At 66.0% G+C, this 17,809-nt stretch carries 20 protein-coding genes; 12 read left to right on the forward strand and 8 right to left on the reverse strand.

Annotated features, from left to right (window positions below):
- Positions 1 to 84: 84 nt before the first annotated feature.
- The 7 genes from M9952_04630 (at position 85) to M9952_04660 (ending at position 6,492) form a co-directional block, all read left to right on the forward strand.
- On the forward strand, positions 85 to 543 hold the full coding sequence (locus M9952_04630) for a 2OG-Fe(II) oxygenase (protein MCO5312209.1): 459 nt from the start codon (positions 85 to 87) through the stop codon (positions 541 to 543).
- A 10-nt stretch (positions 544 to 553) separates the two neighbouring features.
- The gene (locus M9952_04635; GenBank protein MCO5312210.1) at positions 554 to 1,339 is read left to right on the forward strand and encodes a hypothetical protein; all 786 of its coding nucleotides are present in this window, start codon (positions 554 to 556) and stop codon (positions 1,337 to 1,339) included.
- 631 nt (positions 1,340 to 1,970) lie between these two features.
- Positions 1,971 to 3,197, forward strand: a complete 1,227-nt coding sequence (locus tag M9952_04640; protein ID MCO5312211.1) for a transposase — start codon at positions 1,971 to 1,973, stop codon at positions 3,195 to 3,197.
- Positions 3,194 to 3,628 (forward strand): peroxiredoxin, encoded by a 435-nt coding sequence (locus M9952_04645; GenBank protein ID MCO5312212.1) that lies wholly within the window; start codon positions 3,194 to 3,196, stop codon positions 3,626 to 3,628. Before M9952_04640 ends, M9952_04645 begins: the two co-directional genes overlap by 4 nt.
- Before the next feature lie 120 nt (positions 3,629 to 3,748).
- Positions 3,749 to 4,006: a hypothetical protein gene (locus tag M9952_04650; GenBank protein MCO5312213.1), complete on the forward strand. Its 258-nt coding sequence runs from the start codon at positions 3,749 to 3,751 to the stop codon at positions 4,004 to 4,006.
- Between the two features lie 4 nt (positions 4,007 to 4,010).
- On the forward strand, positions 4,011 to 4,313 hold the full coding sequence (locus M9952_04655) for a DUF1360 domain-containing protein (GenBank protein MCO5312214.1): 303 nt from the start codon (positions 4,011 to 4,013) through the stop codon (positions 4,311 to 4,313).
- Positions 4,300 to 6,492 carry a nucleotidyltransferase family protein gene (locus M9952_04660; protein ID MCO5312215.1) on the forward strand — a complete coding sequence of 731 codons (2,193 nt, stop codon included), beginning with the start codon at positions 4,300 to 4,302 and terminating at the stop codon, positions 6,490 to 6,492. Before M9952_04655 ends, M9952_04660 begins: the two co-directional genes overlap by 14 nt.
- On the opposite strand, the gene M9952_04665 is transcribed toward M9952_04660, so the two are convergent.
- The 6 genes from M9952_04665 to M9952_04690 form a co-directional block, all read right to left on the reverse strand.
- Positions 6,475 to 6,723 (reverse strand): hypothetical protein, encoded by a 249-nt coding sequence (locus tag M9952_04665; GenBank protein ID MCO5312216.1) that lies wholly within the window; start codon positions 6,721 to 6,723, stop codon positions 6,475 to 6,477. The genes M9952_04660 and M9952_04665 overlap by 18 nt on opposite strands.
- Positions 6,724 to 6,727: 4 nt before the next feature.
- Entirely contained in the window at positions 6,728 to 8,095 is a 1,368-nt protein-coding gene (locus tag M9952_04670) for a hypothetical protein (GenBank protein ID MCO5312217.1), read from the reverse strand.
- A 66-nt stretch (positions 8,096 to 8,161) separates the two neighbouring features.
- A complete protein-coding gene (locus tag M9952_04675) occupies positions 8,162 to 8,968 on the reverse strand; it encodes a hypothetical protein (protein MCO5312218.1) in 807 nt (268 codons plus the stop codon).
- Between the two features lie 73 nt (positions 8,969 to 9,041).
- Positions 9,042 to 10,376 carry a cupin domain-containing protein gene (locus M9952_04680; GenBank protein MCO5312219.1) on the reverse strand — a complete coding sequence of 445 codons (1,335 nt, stop codon included), beginning with the start codon at positions 10,374 to 10,376 and terminating at the stop codon, positions 9,042 to 9,044.
- Positions 10,373 to 11,740: a hypothetical protein gene (locus tag M9952_04685; GenBank protein ID MCO5312220.1), complete on the reverse strand. Its 1,368-nt coding sequence runs from the start codon at positions 11,738 to 11,740 to the stop codon at positions 10,373 to 10,375. The genes M9952_04680 and M9952_04685 overlap by 4 nt, the downstream gene beginning before the upstream one ends.
- A 599-nt stretch (positions 11,741 to 12,339) precedes the next feature.
- A complete protein-coding gene (locus M9952_04690) occupies positions 12,340 to 13,539 on the reverse strand; it encodes a glycosyltransferase family 4 protein (GenBank protein ID MCO5312221.1) in 1,200 nt (399 codons plus the stop codon).
- 449 nt (positions 13,540 to 13,988) lie between these two features.
- Between M9952_04690 and M9952_04695 the strand changes: the two genes are divergently transcribed.
- Positions 13,989 to 14,303, forward strand: coding sequence for a hypothetical protein (locus M9952_04695; GenBank protein ID MCO5312222.1), 315 nt, complete (start codon positions 13,989 to 13,991; stop codon positions 14,301 to 14,303).
- A gap of 54 nt (positions 14,304 to 14,357) precedes the next feature.
- Positions 14,358 to 14,633, forward strand: coding sequence for a DUF4143 domain-containing protein (locus M9952_04700; protein MCO5312223.1), 276 nt, complete (start codon positions 14,358 to 14,360; stop codon positions 14,631 to 14,633).
- 78 nt (positions 14,634 to 14,711) lie between these two features.
- On the opposite strand, the gene M9952_04705 is transcribed toward M9952_04700, so the two are convergent.
- Both M9952_04705 and M9952_04710 read right to left on the reverse strand, forming a co-directional pair.
- Entirely contained in the window at positions 14,712 to 15,800 is a 1,089-nt protein-coding gene (locus M9952_04705; protein ID MCO5312224.1) for a nucleotidyltransferase family protein, read from the reverse strand.
- 10 nt (positions 15,801 to 15,810) lie between these two features.
- Entirely contained in the window at positions 15,811 to 16,155 is a 345-nt protein-coding gene (locus M9952_04710) for a hypothetical protein (GenBank protein ID MCO5312225.1), read from the reverse strand.
- Between the two features lie 153 nt (positions 16,156 to 16,308).
- On the opposite strand from M9952_04710, the gene M9952_04715 reads away from it, so the two are divergent.
- The 3 genes from M9952_04715 to M9952_04725 all read left to right on the forward strand — a co-directional run bounded on the left by M9952_04715 (position 16,309) and on the right by M9952_04725 (position 17,639).
- Positions 16,309 to 16,671, forward strand: a complete 363-nt coding sequence (locus tag M9952_04715) for a CCDC90 family protein (protein MCO5312226.1) — start codon at positions 16,309 to 16,311, stop codon at positions 16,669 to 16,671.
- A gap of 150 nt (positions 16,672 to 16,821) precedes the next feature.
- Positions 16,822 to 17,103: a helix-turn-helix transcriptional regulator gene (locus tag M9952_04720; GenBank protein MCO5312227.1), complete on the forward strand. Its 282-nt coding sequence runs from the start codon at positions 16,822 to 16,824 to the stop codon at positions 17,101 to 17,103.
- A 203-nt stretch (positions 17,104 to 17,306) separates the two neighbouring features.
- Complete coding sequence (locus M9952_04725; protein MCO5312228.1) at positions 17,307 to 17,639, forward strand: hypothetical protein; 333 nt, start codon at positions 17,307 to 17,309, stop codon at positions 17,637 to 17,639.
- The last annotated feature ends 170 nt before the right edge of the window (positions 17,640 to 17,809 follow it).

A 17,809-nucleotide genomic window follows, 5' to 3' on the forward strand; every position in this document is an offset into this window, starting at 1 on the left:
GCGTGATCCCCTTACTCAACCCGGGCGGAGTGTGACCGAATTGTCGCCGCGGTCGAAGGGGCAGGCGGTTGGCGACCGGCGAGCGTGACCGGCTCCGGCTACGACGACGGCGTCGATCCCGACACGCGATCTACCCTGTCGGCGCCCTTGCCGCCGTCGGTTGCCGGCGCGACCCTCAACACCATCGGCCGTGCCGTCGCTCAGGCGAACGCCGAGATGTGGCGCTACGACCTCACCGGGTTTGTGCCCTTCGAGATCCCGACCGTGCTCCGCTACGAAGCGGCCGTAGCCGACCATTTCCGTTCCCACATCGACGCCGGCCCGTCGCACTCCACCCGCAAGCTGTCGTTCTCGCTGCAACTCACCGACGGCGACTCCTACCAGGGCGGCGATTTGATCTTCGGTGAGCGCCTGGCCGACGGCTACCGCAATCAGGGGTCGCTGGTGGTCTTCCCGTCGGTGAGCCTTCACGAGGTGACCCCGGTGTTTCGCGGCGTCCGCCATACCGTCGTCGGTTGGATCCACGGACCGACCCTGCGATGAACTATGCGACATGACTGACTCCGCAGGATCGTCCCCCGGCTTCGACTCGCCGCTCCCGTTCGACATCGGTGCGGCCGAATCCGAGAACGCCGCGGTAGCGAGTGGATCCACCCTCGAGCCGATCGCCGTAGAAGCAGCGATCTTGAGGCTTTCGCCGCTGACGAACGGCTATATCGTCGGCGTCGCCGCCGCGGCGGTGTACAACCCTGACGAGGTCGAGAGAGCGCAGGATGCCGTCGTGGCGGGCTCACCGCACCGTGCTGAGTTCGATGCACGCGTCGCCGCTGTCGTCGAGCAGGCGAACAGCGGCTTCTTCCATTTCGAGCTGAGGACGTTGCACGGGCCCGGCGACCCCACGCTGGTGACGTTCGACGACGGCGACCAGATCGTGAGCCTCACCCGCGACCACTCCGACCGGAAGCTGACCGTCGTGTTGGTTCTGGCGATCGACGGCGTGGAAGCCGGTCGGCTCACCCACCCCGGCGCCGAGAATCCCCAGGAGCTCACGGTCGGATCCGCTGTGGCGTTTCCGTCCTACGTCGTGCCGACGATCGACCTCGGCGGTAGCGGGTCCATGCGAGCCCTCATCACTCACGCTGTCGGGCCTGCGTTTCGCCGATCCCGACCTCCGAACCCAGGACTTACCGCCAAACCCGAGGTTCACCGCCGCCCCCACGCCGCGTCGCATAGCGTCGAGAACAACTCCGAGCCCGGCGCACCGCTCGTGACCACACCGATCGGCAGCCGCTCGACCAAGTGCAGCGCCGCTCGGAGCCCGGCGTTGTCCCACCGATGAACGAGGTGCGCCGCCGAGCAGACCGAGTCGGTCAACGTCGCAACGGGTCCAGGTAGGACGATGCCGTTGAGCGTGACCATGTCGGGAGTCGACCCAGGGGGCAGCGACGGGACTTCCAGCATCGGCGGATCCTCATCGGAGCCCGCTGGGTGAAACACGGCGAGTGCCGTCGACAGGAACGACACCCTGTTGGCGCGGAGGTCCGACCGCATGACCGACGTCACGACGTCACGCAGCGCTGGATGGACGAGCGCTGCGCCCGCATCGGTGCGCAGGATCGGCCCGCCGATCAGCACCTGATCACCCGATGACGGCGCCCGCAGAATGGCGGCCACGGTCGAACGCAGCGCTGCTCGCGCCTCGTCGACGTCGAGGCCGATCCAGCGCACGTTGCCGAACCCGTCGAGTATCTGTTGCACCCTGGCGGTACGTCCCGAGGTTTCTCGCAGGATGAACGCCTCGATCCCGTCACGGTCGATGTCGCTGAACGTCGCGGTTTGCGGGAGCAGGTCGAGGATGGCGTTTACGGGTGCTTCGCGGATGAGCGGGGTGTTAGGGTCCCGGGCGCGTAGCAGGGGCCCTGCGAATCTGATGGTGTCTTACGCCGGTCGGATCCAGAGGTGCCCCTGCTGTGTTGAACGCTACGCGCGCGTGCGAGCTGTTGGTTGGTCTGCCTGCGGTGAACATCCTCGAGGTGCGAGAGCCACTCGTCGGACGCATCGAGATCACCGTCGAATCTCGGATTTCTACGCCCGCTTGTGTGGGGTGCGGGGAGCGGGCGTGGGTGAAGGACCGGCCCGTCGTCGAGCTCGCCGACCTCACCTGCTTCGGCCGACCCGTGAGGCTGCGGTGGCGCAAGCACCGGTTCTGGTGCCCGCGGTCGTGGTGTCGGGTCGGGTCCTGGACCCATGAGGACTCCCGCATCGCGGCGCCGAGGTTGTCGGTGACCGATCGTGCGGGCCGGTGGGCGACGCTGCAGGTCGGTCGGGCAGGGCGAGCGGTCAGCGACGTCGCTTCCGAGCTGGGCGCGGACTGGCACGCCATCAACGACGCCGTGATCGCCTATGGCCAAGCTCTACTCGACGCGGACGTCGACCGGGTCGGCGCGGTGGAGGCGCTCGGTGTGGACGAGGTTCTCTTCGGGCGCTTCGGCCGGTGGCGGACCCAGGCGTGGTCGACCCAGGTTGTCGACGTCGCCCGTGGCCAGCTGCTCGACGTGATCCCCGGCCGATCCGCCGCCGGGCTGTGTGAGTGGCTCAGAGCCCGAACCACGGCGTGGCTCGACGGCATCGCCTGGGCGACGCTGGACCTGTCCGGGCCGTGGCGTCTCGCCTTCGACACGATGCTCCCTCACGCCGTCCAGCTCGCCGATCCGTTCCATGTGGTGAAGCTCGCCAACCAGCGTCTCGACGAGGTGCGGCGCCGGGTGCAGAACGAGACCCTCGGACACCGGGAACGCGGGCGAGAGAAGCTCCTAGGCCTGCTCGAAGCCGGTGACCCCCGCGGCGAGGTCCGCATGGCCTGGCACGCGAAGGAAGTCGTGCGGTCGATCTACGACATCGACGACCCCGCCCTCGCAGCGGAGTTCGTCGAGCGGCTCGGTGTCGACCTCCAGGACCAGTCGTGCCCGGCGGAGCTGAACCAGCTCGGTCGTAGGATCGTTCGCTGGTCGGCCCAGATCGCCGCGTGGCACCGGGCGCAGGTGTCGAACGGGCCGACCGAAGCGGTCAACAACCTCGTGAAGCGGGTCAAGCGCGTCGCGTTCGGGTTCCGACGGTTTGCCCACTGCAGGATCCGGGCCTTGCTCTACGCCGGACGACCCAACTGGGCGCTACTCGCGGTGGTCACACCCCGTTGAAACGCGAAGCGCCCCATAACGGCGGCGACTTCACCTCCGATGACGTAGCGGGATCGTGGTTCCTCCTGTACTGGTATCCCAAGGCCGACACTCCCGGATGCACAGCCCAGGCACAGGGCCTCGGTGACCAGATTGAAGCCTTCGACGAACTCGGCTGCCGAGTCCTCGGCGCCTCCTTCGACAATCCGGGCGACAACGCAGCGTTTCGAACGAAGTACTCGTTGCCGTTCGCTCTGCTGTCGGACAGCGACGGGTCACTTGCCCGAGCGGTCGGCGCGGCGGATGCGGAGACCACTCACCCCCGTCGCATCGCACACCTCGTCGACCCCGCCGGGCTCGTAGCCCGCTCCTACGATGTCGCGGACCCGGAGTTCTTCGCCGAGTCCGTCCTCGACGACCTCGACGACCTCGAAGACCTGATCGACGGGTGAACAGCACAGACTCGTCGCCTGAAGCTGGGGCCTACTCGTTCCGGTCGCGGGGGCGTGCGCCTCTTGGGCCGGTAACCTATCCGGAACGCAAAACGAACCGGAGCCCGATCAGCGATGGCCATGCACCTCTATCCTGTGAAATCGAAGAGCGACGGAGTCATCCTTCGCAACCTTCGCCTGCGTTCCGATGACGCCGGAACCGTCGTGTGGCAATTCGACAAGGCCACCGGCGATGTCCACGAGTATCTGCGGACCGACACCCAGCCCGAACGGGTCGGTGCCACGCAGAACTGGCGTGTCGGCGAGTTGGTGTTCGAACCCCAACGCGGGTGCGGCTGCAACCACCCGATGTACACCTGGGTCCCACCCGAGGGCTGATCCGATGGATGCACTCGATTACGCGCTCGGAGCGGTTGCGACGGCTCGTCTTGCCCGCCTTGTCACCCGTGACTCGATCTTCGACACGCCCCGCCTCAAATATGTGCAGGCGATGGATCGTGGAGGTCACCCCAAACTGGCGGAGCTTGCCGTGTGCCCGTGGTGTATTTCCGTGTGGATCGGAGCGGCGGTCGCTGCGGCCGGCCACGGGAAAGCACCCGGCTACCGCCTGGCAACCTCGGCGCTAGCGTTCTCGTTGGCGGCTGGGGTGATCAATGAGCTCGGCTCCGAGGGTGACGACGACTGACGCCACCCAGACGGCGGGCGGATCGGACTGGGTCGACTTGTTGCTGCCGAACGCGGTGGTAGCGATTCGAGGCCTACCAGCCATGGTTTCCGACGCGCTCGGCGATCTTGCCTCGGCACGGTGGCGGCCAGGCCCCGATGCCGCAGTGGCGGAGATGCGTGCCACCAAGGTCGACGACGGCTGGCGTCTGTACCCCGACGGGGACGATGACGTATGGATCGGGGCGGACACCGAAGCGGATCTGCTCGACGTCGTCGTCGGCCGACTCAACCGACTCGCGTTCCATCTCGACCCGCGACGCTTGCACCTGCACGCCGCGGCCGTTGAAATCGACGGCGCAGGCGTGATCCTTGCGGGGGCCTCGGGGAGCGGGAAGTCGACGGTCACCGTTGAGTTGCTTCGACGCGGCGCCGCCTACCTCACCGATGAATGCCTGACGGTGACGCCCGGAACCCGCACGGTGACCGCCTACCCCAAGCCGCTGACGCTCAAGGCAGGGTCGCTCGAATACTTCGGCCGCGCTCTCGAAGATGTTCTGGCCCGACTGCTGTCGGCACCTAACGGCCGGGCACACCTGCGGGCAAGTCGCTTGGGGGCGACGGTCGTGCCACACACCACGGTCGGGGCGATCGTCTTGTTGCGCTACTGCGAAGATGAAACTCCCGACTTCCGGTCGTTGTCCCCGGCGGAGGCGTGCGTGGCGCTGTTGGGCGATTCGCTTGACGGGATCCGGATGGGGCCGTCCGCCCTGGACGTTCTGGCACCGATCGCCGCTGGAGCGGCGACCTGGGAACTCGTCTTCAACGACGCGGCTGAGGCCGCTGAACTCATTGCGGACATCCGTCCGCCGCTGCGGCGCGAGCTCGTAGTGCCGCACCGGCTCCGGGCATCGAGCAGGCCTGCCGCCAGCGGCGACGCCACGGGGCCCGGCTCTCCGTACCACTCGGACGACGAGTCCGTACGGGCTGTGCGCTTCGAGGCGAGTGCCGCGCTGCACGACGGGCAAAGCCGCGTACTCGCCGTGGTCGACGCGGCACAGATCGACGCGATCGAACGCGGCGACACCGGCGGGCCGGCGATGGCCCGGTTGGCGGAGGTGATCGGCAGGCCCGTGCGAGCAGTCCCACCCACCGACGCCGGCGCTCCGCTGGCGTTCGGTTTGTCCGGCCGGCCCGTCGGGTCGATCGTCGCTGCCACGCCGATCGCTTCCGCAGACGCCGACGCCGCGGCGACTGGGCGTTGCGCCGGTGTCCTCGCCGAGCAACTTGTCCGCGGCCGGCACGCCGAGAGCGACGCGGTGAGCGACCAGGTCCACCGCACCCACATGGCGGGTCAGTCGACGTGCCTGCTGCTCGAACGCGAACTACCGAGGATCGTCGACATCCTCGAGGTGGCTGGAGTTCGACCGGTGCTGTTGAAGGGGCCGGTGAGCGCGCACGATGGCCCGTTGCCCCCGCACCTGAGGGACTTCGGTGACCTGGACCTGTTGGTGCCGGCGGATCAGATGGACGCAGCGGTTGCGACGCTGCTCGCCGACGGGTTCGAGCGGTGTTTCCCGCAGGTGTCGGCCGACTTCGACCGACGCTTCGCCAAGAGCGTGACGTTGCGCCGCCGCTTTAGTGGCGACTGGAGGGACCGCGATGCGCCGACGTTCGAGGTCGACCTCCACCGGACCCTCACGCCGGGACCCTTCGGCGAGATGGTCGCGCTCGCCGAGTTGCACGCCCACGCGGTGCCGGTGCGGGTCCACGGGCGGTGGTACCGGGCGCTGTGTCCGACGCACCGGTTCCTCCACGCCTGTCTGCACACGGTGCTCGGCAGCGCCGAGCCTCGCCTGCACAGCGTCCGTGACCTCATCGCCACGGCGCCCCGCACCCCGACCGGGGCAGCCGATGTGGTCGAGACCGCTGCCGACTGGGGCGTGACCGCGGTGGTGCAACGAGCGGCGAGGATGGCCGAGACGACGTTCCCGGGCGGGTCCACGCCGGAGTTGGTCGACGCGATCGAGTCCGCGCGTCCGGGTCGCCGCGAGCCCCTGTACCTGGCCGCTTACCACCGGCGACGGTGGTCGTACTCGCTGCCGGCTGCTGTCACGGTCGCGGTGATCCCTCGGTGGCGGGATCGGTGGGACTTCGTTGTGGCCCACCTGCGGCAGCGACGTTCAGGCGAGGCGCAGTAGCCCGGCATCGAGCAGTTCGTCGATCGCTGCGGCGATCTCGATGGGCGCCTGCCCGCTGACCTCTGCGAGCAGCTCGGTGAGTTCCTCGCGGTCCGTCGGCCGAGCGCACACCGCGAGCAGGCGCTCGCGCATCGAGTCGAGCGTGACGGGTCGGCCGTCTCCGACGAGAGCGATGGTCCCACCTGCGATCGGCCGAGCGACGACGGAGTCGCCCTGAGCGAGAACGGTCACGCCGTCAGAGTGGGATCGCGCTGAGGTCATGGACGACAAATCGAGGGGCCTGCTCGACAAAGTCCCCGATGCGGTCGAGGGCGACTTGGCGGTGTTCTGGATCAACCGGGACGAGGGGGGTCAGGAGGATCACCAACTCCGCGTCGGGGACACCATTCGGCAGGATAAGGGTGGTGTCCGCCACGATCGGAGTCCCCAGCCCTGACAGCGTCGGGACGGCGACGTGACCGCGAGCGTCGATCCACGCGGAGGTAAAGATCAGTGTCCACCCCTGCTTGCGTAGAATCTGATGCAAGCTGGCCTCGTCGGCGCGCGACGTCGGAATCAGGATGGTCTGGTCGCCTCGCGTCGCAACCGCCAGCGGAACGGCCAGTGGTCCGGCTGGCTCGAAACCGCTCATCAACGCGTCATGTTCGCCGAGAAGGTGGTCCACCAGGTCAACGGTTTCGAGCGGGGACCGGGGGCGCCCTCGCCGCTGGGCATTGCCGTCATACACCCGCACCGGCCCTGTGCCCTCGAAGGCCGTTGTGGTGAACACGCACACGGGGCCGCGTTCGTCGACCACAACGCGGTCGCCGAAGCGCTCCTCTAGAAGGACTCGGACATGGGCGTCCTGGCACCGAACCGAGAGCACGTGACCACCGGGGCTCTGGATGTTGGTCAGGGGGATGTCGTCGCCGGCGCGGAGGCGGGCACCGACGCACGTGTCGGGTCCGGCGAGTTCGGCAGGTGAACGATCACCCGCCATGATCTGAGCGAGCTGTCTTGCACCGGCGGGCGAGCTGCTGTCGATCGTGATCGTGGTGGAGATGGTCTTCTCCCCGTTTGGGGTCTCCTCGATCGTGACGACCTTGCCGTCGTGGTCGACGCTCTTGGTGACCTTTCGTCCGTCTTCGAGTTGATAAGCGGTGCCACGGCGCTCAAGTTCAGCGAGCGTCTGGAAACCGCCATCTCGCATGTCGGAAGGCATCGGATTATCGGTTTCCTCGCTGCGCTCCGGTTCCGGGGGGAGTTGCACCGGAGAGCGGTCGCAGGCACCGAGAGCCGTGAGGAACGTCGTCGCGAGCGCGACATGTCGCTTCGCCTCATCGAGGGTGACACGGGCCGCTTCGGCGAAGTCCTCGGCGAGCACCAGCAACGACGTCTGGCCGTCGAAGTGCTCGACAATCGCCGAGGGAACCCCCGGCACAGCGAGGATCTCATCAGCGGTCCACACGAGCAGTCCCTCACGCATCCGGCGACGAGCGATCTCTGGTAGCCAACCTGGGGTTGCGGTCCAGAACGCTTCGTCACCGACGCCGGTTGATTCGGGGAGATCATCGGTGTCAAGGTGCCGAAGCAAGTGCTGAGGCCGATTCGAAGTCTCGCTCATCCGATGGTATGTGACGCGAATGCTTTGGGAAGTCGTACCTGCTTCGCCAAGGCGACGCTGGTGATGTTAGGCATTACAGGAACAGGTGAAGTTGATGACAATTGTCGATGTGCTGAGTTCAGTACCGTTGCCGTTGTTGTTGTAGCTGTAGGAGTTGTTCTCGAAGGACGAGCAGGCAATTATCCATCGAGTGTTCCATGCGTTGGTGGAGTTGAAGCTGGATGTCCGCGTCCAGCTCGCTGGGTCGTTCGTGTTGTTCACGTTCAGGCCGTTGTTGCCGTTGTCATTACCCACGTCTCTAAAGTGCGCCCCCGCGCCGCTCTTACAAGTCAGCGACATCGTGGCACTGCATGAATTGAACGGGCTGGCAACGGTATTGATCTTCATGTGACTACGGGAATCGTTGGTCCAGTTTTTCGCGATCCCAGACGACCCAATTTGCTTGGTTGAACCTGCAATTGCGTAGCGAAGCTGCGACCCAGCGAGGTTCAACGCGATCCCGTTGGTCGCACCGTTGGCATCGCCGCTGGCCCAGTTCCCGGTGTTCCCACAGTTCCATGCACCGCCACACCCGCTTCCGTTGAAGGTGGGAGTTCCACCGAAGCAAAGCGCGAAGTAGCGACTGCCCCAACAAGGAGTCCGTTTCGCTGAGTTGCCATTTACTGTGACGCTCGTACCGGCGGCCCCGATAGTGCAGGCGGTTGCTGCGGCGGCGTAGTCGGGGGCGACACTCAACCCGTCGATCCGTGGTGCCATGAAGGCCGCGCCGGCTGCCGCTCCACCAAGTGCTGCTCGCATCGCCGTGCGCCGGTCGAGGCGAGCGCGATCCTCGTCGATCGACGTTGCTTGTGCAACGTCCATCTGCTCGTTCATTCCGGCCTCCTCTCAGCCGCATTCCCCAGAACGCCGCGCCAGACAAACAGTCTATACATCATACATGAACAACTCACATCATCAACCCGAGCAAACCGGCGTCGACAAGGCCGGCAACCATGTCTGGGGCGACGTCGCTGGTTTGGTGGTTGCCGCCGTCGAAAAGCGCGGCGATCTGAGGAACCAGCGTGCGAGGCACGGCCAGCATCGTGTTGGCCATACCGATCAACGCCTCGTCGCCAGCAGTGCCTGCCACAACCCAGCCGCCAGGACACGCTGATCGCACCATCGTGGCACGCCCTGCGAACGCCAGGCTGGCGTTCGCAGGTTGCACCAGCCGGGTGGGCATGCCGAGGCGGACAACCGCCAACGCCGATCTCACAGCCGAACTGAGTTGATCAGCGTCTAGCACATCCAGGTGGGCCAGTGACACCCTCGTTGCGGGTTGCATCGCAGTGCCAACCCCTGGTCGCATCACCCGACCGGTGGTCGCCGCCTCAGAGAGCACGCCATTCAGAATCCGCATCCCGTTGATGCGGGGGATCGTGATCGTGTAGTGGTAGCTCAGCTCGTCGATGCCGCGCACGAGGTGACCCCAGCCGCGGGGGATGTACATCACGTCGCCGGGATGCAGGCGCCCCTCCCAGACCGTGCGGCCGGAGGTGGCGTCGCCGTGGCTCGACTTGAGCGGCGAGAGCGCCGGCGGTGCCTCCACCACCCAGTCCTTGCGTCCGAGCAACTGGACGATCACCACCTCCTGGTCGTCCCAGTGCGCCCCGAACGACGTGTGGCTGCGCGTCGACAGGTAGCCGTTGATGTTCACGGCGCACCCGAAGAGCCGTTCGAACATCTCCGCCAGGAGCATCGACGGACCGTTGCGGAGCTCGACTCCGTCGAGCACCATCGTGTAGCCCTCGTCTAAGGCCGCTGCCAGAGCAGCAGGGCGCAACCGGACATGTCCACCCGGGTAGGGGTGTGGGTGGGTTGTCGCGATGTCGCCGAGATCGCGGGCTTGTTTGTCGCGCATGAAGCGGATCTGGCCCGGCGGCTCGAAGTTAAGGCGTTGGAACATCTCCTCCACCAGCCGCTCAGGCCCGATGGAGTCGAGCAACTCCGGAGCGCTGCGACCCACCACCAGCGTCGTGGCGTCTGTCGCCTGGGCGAAGCGCCCGAGCGGAAGGTCCGGGAACAGTTTCGAGAGATACTCGTCGGCGACGTCGATTGAGCGCTCGTTGGCCGCGGCGAGCGGCGCCTCCAACGGGTCATCAGGGTCAGGAAGCCGCAGCGTGCGTCCCTTCATCTCGGAGGGATCGACGAGGCGCACGACCCCGCCGGCGAGGTAACCGGGAGCGCGTGCCGAAAGATCGGTTTCGGTGGTTCCTGTGGGGACGTCCTGTCGTGTGCTCATCGGAGCGGTTCCAAGAGTTCGGCGTGCACCAGTTCGATCAACGTCTTTCGCGCGTCGACGTCGTCGAGCCCCGTCGACGCTATGCGACCCAGCACCTCGGCTACCTCGAGTGGCCGCCCGTCGAGAAGCGGGGCCATCACCTCGGCGACTCCCTCGGGGAAGGTGAAGACCCCTCCTCCCACCACCAGATGCTGAGCGTCGTCGACCTGGGTCACCATGACTCCGGCGTGGGCGGGGGATCGCACGTCGCCGTGTGGTTCGGCCCGGAAGGCCAGCGAGGTCAGCAGCCCGACATCCCGGCTGGTACGTGGAGGAAGGCCCGCTCGGGCGAACGCCGCGGCATGGTCCAACGCCTTGGGACCGAGGGCGGCCTCGACCTCGGCGCGGAACTTGGACAAGTCGTCGTAAAGGGTCCCTCCGTAGGACTCGATGGGTCGTTGGAAGCTCGTCGGCAGATCGGCACGCAACAACGGGTGGAAGCGGGCCGTGGCCTGAGCCGCCAGCACGTCGACCCACGGGTCGGCCATCGGCAATTCGACCCGCACCAGCAGGACACAACCTCCGTCGGCAGCGCTGAACGCGACGCTCTGGCCAGCAAGAGCTACGACCGCTCGACCCGGTGGCACGGTAGCCTGCTCGCCAGAGACGCCACCATCAGCTGGGGCTGAGACATCCTCACCGGCCGAGGCCGGGACTCGACGCCGAGCGACGACCGCACCGTCGACGGGTGTGATCAATACGTCGACGAGCCGTTCCGCGGGCTCCTCGTGGATCGCCGGGCCGGTGACGACGATCACACTCGCCGAACACGGCCTCCCGCCGACCGTCTCCAGGTCTGCAACCAGGCCATAGAGCGCTGCCACATGCCACTCGATACCGTGGATCGCCACTGCGGCTCCGTGTTGGGCCTTTACTCCCACTGCCCCGAGGTTGGGGCGGTGGATCCCATAACTGGTCGCGAAAGCGAGATGGTCGTCGACACCCTCCTCTGCGGCGGACAGCCCAAACGCGATCCGGCCCGGATGCAGGTTGTCGTGATGGGCGATCGTGGTCATGGCATCCCAGAGCTCGTCTGCTGTGACCTGAAGACTCACGTCGAACACATCGGCGGAACCGGAGGCGCCGTCCTCGTCGGGGCGAAGGACCTGGCCGGGAAGGTGCCGGTTGATCCGGTCCAGCGCGTCGGCCAAGCGGCGGTCGTTCGCCTGCCCGAGCAAACCCTCCAATCCTTCCGCTGACGGATCCGGCAGCGAGATCAGGTGCCGATCGGTCAGCGGGGCGACCGATATCAACTGTGCGTCGATGGTCGGAACTTCCCGCTCCCCGGTGGGAACCTCGGTGTTCCCCGCAGGTTCGTTCGTCAATCCAACTCCTCGCCAGGTACAGCCCGCATTGGACTCTCATGATACAAGGCACTTACGAATCAACAACCTTGGTCGCAACCACCCGAGCCATCGTGGAGAACCTTGTGAGCCGTAGATGTCAGAACAAGTGAATGAGCAGCTGGGTCAACGCTCCCATCGCCAAAGCACCCCCGGCGAAGGCAACGACAAGGACCACCAGGACTCTCACGAACTTGATCACACGGTCCACGGCACAGATCGTACGCTCCACAATTGCCACGAAGCCCATGCGGCCCCGGTGAATCCTCAGTACGCGACGTCGCCACCACCTCACTGCGAATGCCCCACCCGTACTCGCTCTTAAGTCTCAGGTCCGTTAGTTCACCCCACGTGTCGATCGTGGCTCGTCCGAATGAGGTGCCTTCTTTGAAGTTACGTTCGTCGAGGTCGAATTCTCGCTGTGGAATCGTCGGCGATGCCTGCTGCACCCCCTCGGCCCATCCTCCGCGAGGATGACGACCGAAAGTGGAGGCCTGCACCAGCGCAGGTGATGCGTAGTTCGGCGGTGGTCGCGTGGGTTGGCTGAGACCCGGCTCGCAACCTCGACGGGGTCGTCGATGTCAAATGCGCCCGGCGAGACGTTCGATCAGTTCGAGGTGCGCCCGACCCATGGTCTCGAGCGAGAAGCGTGAACGCGCCTGCGCTGCACGGGCGTCGCGCCGCGTCATCAAGTCCGAAACGTCGCTGGACGTCTCCAACTCGGCTGCGAGCGCCTCGACGAGTCCGTCGACATCGCCGGGCGCGACGACTCGTCCCTCGAGCGGCGTGTTGACAAGGTCCGGCACACCTCCAACGGCTGTGGCAACGACCGGCGTGCCGGCCAGCAGCGCTTCCATCACGCTGAACGGGGCACCCTCGGTGTCGGATGGGTGGAGGAACGCGTCAGCGCCGAGCAGGTAGCCGCCTGGCGCTGTGATGTGTCCGACGAATCGAACCGTCTCATCGAAGCCGCGCCGCGACACCTCCGCCTGAAGTGTTGCCAGCTCGGGTCCATCGCCCACGACGATGAATCGCGGTGGACGCTTGGAGGCGGCCTCGGCCTGTGACCGAAGCCGGTCGGCGACCTCAATGAACAGGTCGTAGCGTTTGTTCTGTACGAGCCGGCCAAGTCCGACGACGACTTGTTCGTCGGCCGCGAATCCGAACGAATCGCGCAGCAACTCGCGGAACTCCTGGGTTTCGTCGGTCGGTTCGTCGTCGGTGCCTGCAGGCAGCGTGATGGAGGTGCCTGCCGGTACGCCGATGGTTTGGTCGAGCGGTGTCCGTAGACGTTCGGTGTTTGCGACAAGGACCGCCTTGCCTCGGTTTGCGAGTTGACGGGCGAGGAGCCGATCGTGGGTTGGGATCAGATCCTTTGACGGAAAGCCGTGCACCGTGACGATCACCGGGCAACCAGGGCCTCGTACGCCGAGCAGCCACAGCGACCCGGCCGGCACCTCGACGACATCGGGCGAGATCGACCGCAGGGTGGCGGCCATCCGGCGCACAGCGTCGATCCGGGTGCGCGTCGTTTCTCGCAGAACCGGGACTTCGTGGATGGTGCAGCGGAGTCCGTACTCCTCGACGGTCTGTTGGGCGAGATGGCTCGAATGCCGCACGATCACGTGGATGTCGAGACGTTCCGGCGGAGCAACCAACTCCAGGCCGCGAACGAGTTCGCGTGACCAGCGGACCATGCCGCCCGCATGCCACAGTGTCGGCGACAGGACCGCGACGGTGATCGGCTTGGGTGCTACCGCGCTGTCAGCGGCGCCGGTCATTGCCCACCTGGAATCTGCTCGTCGTTGGTGCCGCAGTTCATGGGTTTAGATCGTACGTGTCTGCATCGCTCTGCCGGCGAACGGATATGCGATGAACGCGGCGTGTTCGTCGACCCGGATCGACCCGGATCGACCCGGATCGACCCGGATCGACCCGCACGGGCGCCTCTCCGATCATCGCCGCTGATGAGCGACCGTTGCTCGTGGACGAATGGCAGCGCGTTCACCCTACGTGGGACGTCGTTCGACGCCGCCTCGATAAGGATTATCGAGGCGGCCAGTTTCTGCTCACCGGGTCGGCTCCGATGGCGGAGTCGCATTCTGGAGCGGGCCGGATCACATCGATGCGGATGCGTCCGCTCACGCTTCCCGAGCGTGGAGTCGAGGTTCCGACGGTGTCGCTCGCCGCATTGTTGGCGGGCAACAAGGCCGTTGGCGGTTGAACGAAGGTGGCGCTCCGGGACTATGTCGATGAGATGGTCGCCGGCGGGTTTCCGGCGATGCGCTCTCTCGAGCGTCGAGCGTTGGCGCGTCAACTCGACAGCTATATCGAACGGATTGTCACCCACGACCTGAGCCTTGCCGGTCTGGTGGCCCGACACTCAGCGACCGTGTTGGCGTGGAGCCCCGCGAACAATCATCAGGGTGTCCTGTCGCACTCACAGCGCCACTATCTCGCCGACCCTGCACTCGCGGTTCGACTTGTACGGCGTAGCGCCACCCGGCTCTTGGGTGGCGACGCCCCGGAGTCGGTGCAGCCTTGAGATGGTGGATTCTTCGGAGGGCTGTTCGAGAACCTCGCCGGACTGTCCGTCAGGGTGTTCGCCCAGGCAAACGATGCGCAGGTGCACCACTTGCGCACCGAAGCGGGACGTCGCGAGGTCGACTTCATCGTGGAAACCGACGACGGGGTTCTGGGAATCGAGGTGAAACTCGCCGCCACGGTTCATGATGGGCACGTCCGTCACCTGGTGTGGTTGAAGGACCGCCTTGGAACGGAATGCATCGACACAATCGTGTTGCACTCAGGGCCCGAGGCCTACCGCCGACCCGACGGAGTGGCGGTCGTGCCGCTGGCGATGTTCGGACCGTAGTTGAAGCGGTTTCGAGCCGGCGGATCGTTGCCCGGCAACTGGCGAAAGTTGGCACCCGCCGATCGTCGGAGTGCGGGGCTATTCGCTGCCAGCGGGCGCGTCGCTGGAGCGTCGCAGGCGCCCAACGACGGCACCCCACGCGTAGGCGCTCTTCAGTCGCAGGCTGGGCAGTTCGCGCCACATGTCGACTTTGGCTCGGCCGAATGAGGAGCCTTCGTTGCGGTGGCGTTCGACGAGTTCGAATTCTCGCTGTGGGATTGTCGGTGTTGTCTGGTGTGCCCAGTCGGTCCACGTCGGCGATTGGAAGGGGAGCGCGTCGTGGACCTCTCGAATCGCGGTGACCAGCACCGCTTCGCCGCCCCAGTGGCGGGCGATCGGCGCGATGGCGTCGGGCGCGAGCGCGGGGGAGTCCATGTAGCGGGCGAGGTCGCGCAGGTTCAACAGCTTCGGGTGTCTCGAGCCGAGCACCGCGTGCCAGGCCGCGTGCAGGAACCGATGTGGTCGCGAGAGCGCGCCGACGCGTTCGCCGCCGAGTTCGAAGGGGGTGGACTCGGCGAACAACTCCTCGAGCGGCAGTCGCACCCCGAACACGCCGTCGCACAGCATCCGGTGTAGGTCGATCTCGATGGCGTCGGTGCCGGTCATGGTGACCGATTTGGCGAAACGGCGGTCCCAGCCCGGACGGCGTTGTGGGAACTGTCGTGTGGCCCCATCAGCGCTGAGCGCGCCAACGGCACGGTCAAGGTCGTCGGCGGCGACCAACACGTCGACATCGGAGGTCGAGCGCATCGCCGGGTCGTCCTCGTCGAGATGTGCGATCGCGGAGCCTTTCAAGATGAGGTGGCGCACTCCGCCGGCCGCAGCGAACAGGTCGCGCATCTCCAGAATGCGGGCCTCGAGTTTGATGGCCCACAACATGTTCGCCTCGTGACGCTCGACGAGGAACCGGGTCGAGTCGTCGTCGAAATCCAACTCACCATCGTGGACCGCGCCCAGCATCGGGCCGAGCATTCGGGTCGCCTCGGCGGCACCGACGAGCGATCTCGGGTCGAGGTGATCGAACGGTGCGAGGTCGGCCACCGACACCTGCGCCCCGCGCAGCCCGCGAACCGCGAGGGCTTTCATCACGTCGTCGGGGTGGGCCACCGACGCCTGTTGGTCGTTCATGGTTGGTCGATCATGGTTTCGCCACCGGCCCTTGGGCCACCGGGTCGCACACGACCAGGTCGTGTGTGGCCATCACCTCGAGCGCCTCGCTGATGGCGTCTCGGCTCGGCGGCTGATCGGGCCACACCTCGGCGAACTCCTCGACCAGTTCGCTGATCGTCGCCGGTTCGCTCAACGCGATCCACACCGGCACCGCGATGCCTTCGACGGTGCGTTCGAGCCCGCCGCGTGCGGCGAGCAGCACCCGCCCGGGGATGGCGCGCCACACCCAACCCGGGGCGTGTCGCCACCGCGCCGCTGCTGCAGCATCACCGCCGGCCTCGCGTGCTTCGTCGCCGCCCTCGCCAACCTCCACCTCGCCAGCCTGCCACAGGAGGCATCGCAGATGGGTTGTCGCGGTGCGATTCGCTGGGTACGTTGGGAGACGCCGCCGCCTTCTTCGGTTGATGGACGGAGTGGTTCTCGGAACTCGGTTCCCTCTTGAAATCGTTGATGGAAGGAATCGGTGATGGATGTTACGGACGCGTCGCGGTATGCGATGCAGAGTGCGCTGATCAAAGCGATCGGGGCCGAGGAAGCGGAGACGTTGATGGAGCATCTTCCGCCGCTGGGCTGGGGTGACGTCGCGACGAAGACGGACCTTGCGTTGCTCAGCGCGGAGCTTCGCCTCGAGATGGAGAAGCTGCGGTCAGAGTTGAAAGACGAAATCGCGGAACTGCGGTCGGATTTGAACGGCGAGATTGCGAAGCTGCGGTCGGAGTTCAAGGACGCGATGCATCGCCAGATGGTGTGGATGATCTCGACCGTCTTCGCCGCGATCACGGTGGGCAGTGCCATGGCGGGCGGGATCGCTGCCTGGATAGCGCACTGAGTCGCCCCTGAGTCGCACGTTTCGGCCGACCTCGGGTCGGCCCGGACGTTGGCCCAGACGTTGCGCATGAGTCGGCAGCCATCGACCGAATCGACCATCTCGAACCCAAGGTGATGTCGGGATCTCAAGACATCTGCGATACGCTCAACGATGTCTGAGTATTCAGACATCGCCCACATCGGGAGGTGGCGCATGCACAACGAATGGGTCGTGCGTGATGGAAAAGGTCTCGGACGTGCGATCGTCGGCCTCCGTCACGAACGCGGACTCGATCAGGCCGAACTCGCTGAACGCTGTGGGATCCATCGCTCCTACCTCTCGAATCTTGAGCGCGGGCACGCCACGGTGCAGACCGATCGGATGTTTCGGGTCCTTCGGCGCCTCGGCGTGGAAATCGTTGTTCGAGCGCGTGAGCGAGACGATGCCGGCTGAACTCGACGTTTGGCTCCACGGCGTCCGCGTGGCGACCTTGCGTGAAGTCCGGACGCGCAAACTTCGCCTCGCCAGCCTGCCGCAGCGGCCATCGCAGAGGGGTTGTCTCGCTGGGGTTCGCTCGATACGTTGGGAGACGCCGCCGTCGTCAGTGGTTGATGGACGGAGTGGTTCTCGGAACACGGTTCCTCTTGAGTTCGCTGATGAAGGAATCGATGATGGCCATTACCGACGCGTCGCGGTATGCGATGCAGAGCGCGCTGATCAAAGCGATCGGTGCGGACGAAGCGGAGACGTTGATGGAACATCTTCCGCCGCTGGGCTGGGGTGACGTCGCGACGAAGACGGACCTTGCGTTGCTCAACGCTGAGCTTCGCCTCGAAATGGAGAAGCTGCGGTCGGAGATGGAGAAGCAGCGGTCGGAGTTCAAGGACGCGATGCATCGCCAGATGGTGTGGATGATCTCGACCATCTTCGCCGCGATCACGGTGGGCAGTGCCATGGCGGGCGGGATCGCCGCCTGGATCGCACAGTGAGTCGTACCTGCATGCGCAGTGTCTGGGTTGACCTCGCGTTGGCCCAGACGTTGCGCATGGTGAGTGGCGGCTGTCGCGTGATGCCTAGCGCCGCGAGCACCCCGTCGTCGCCTGTGACAAGCACCGCATCTCGTCAACTTTGGCTCGCGAGCCGCACGCTGAGTAAGTTC

This window comes from Microthrixaceae bacterium, from assembly GCA_023957975.1.
Lineage (GTDB): Bacteria > Actinomycetota > Acidimicrobiia > Acidimicrobiales > Microtrichaceae > JAMLGM01.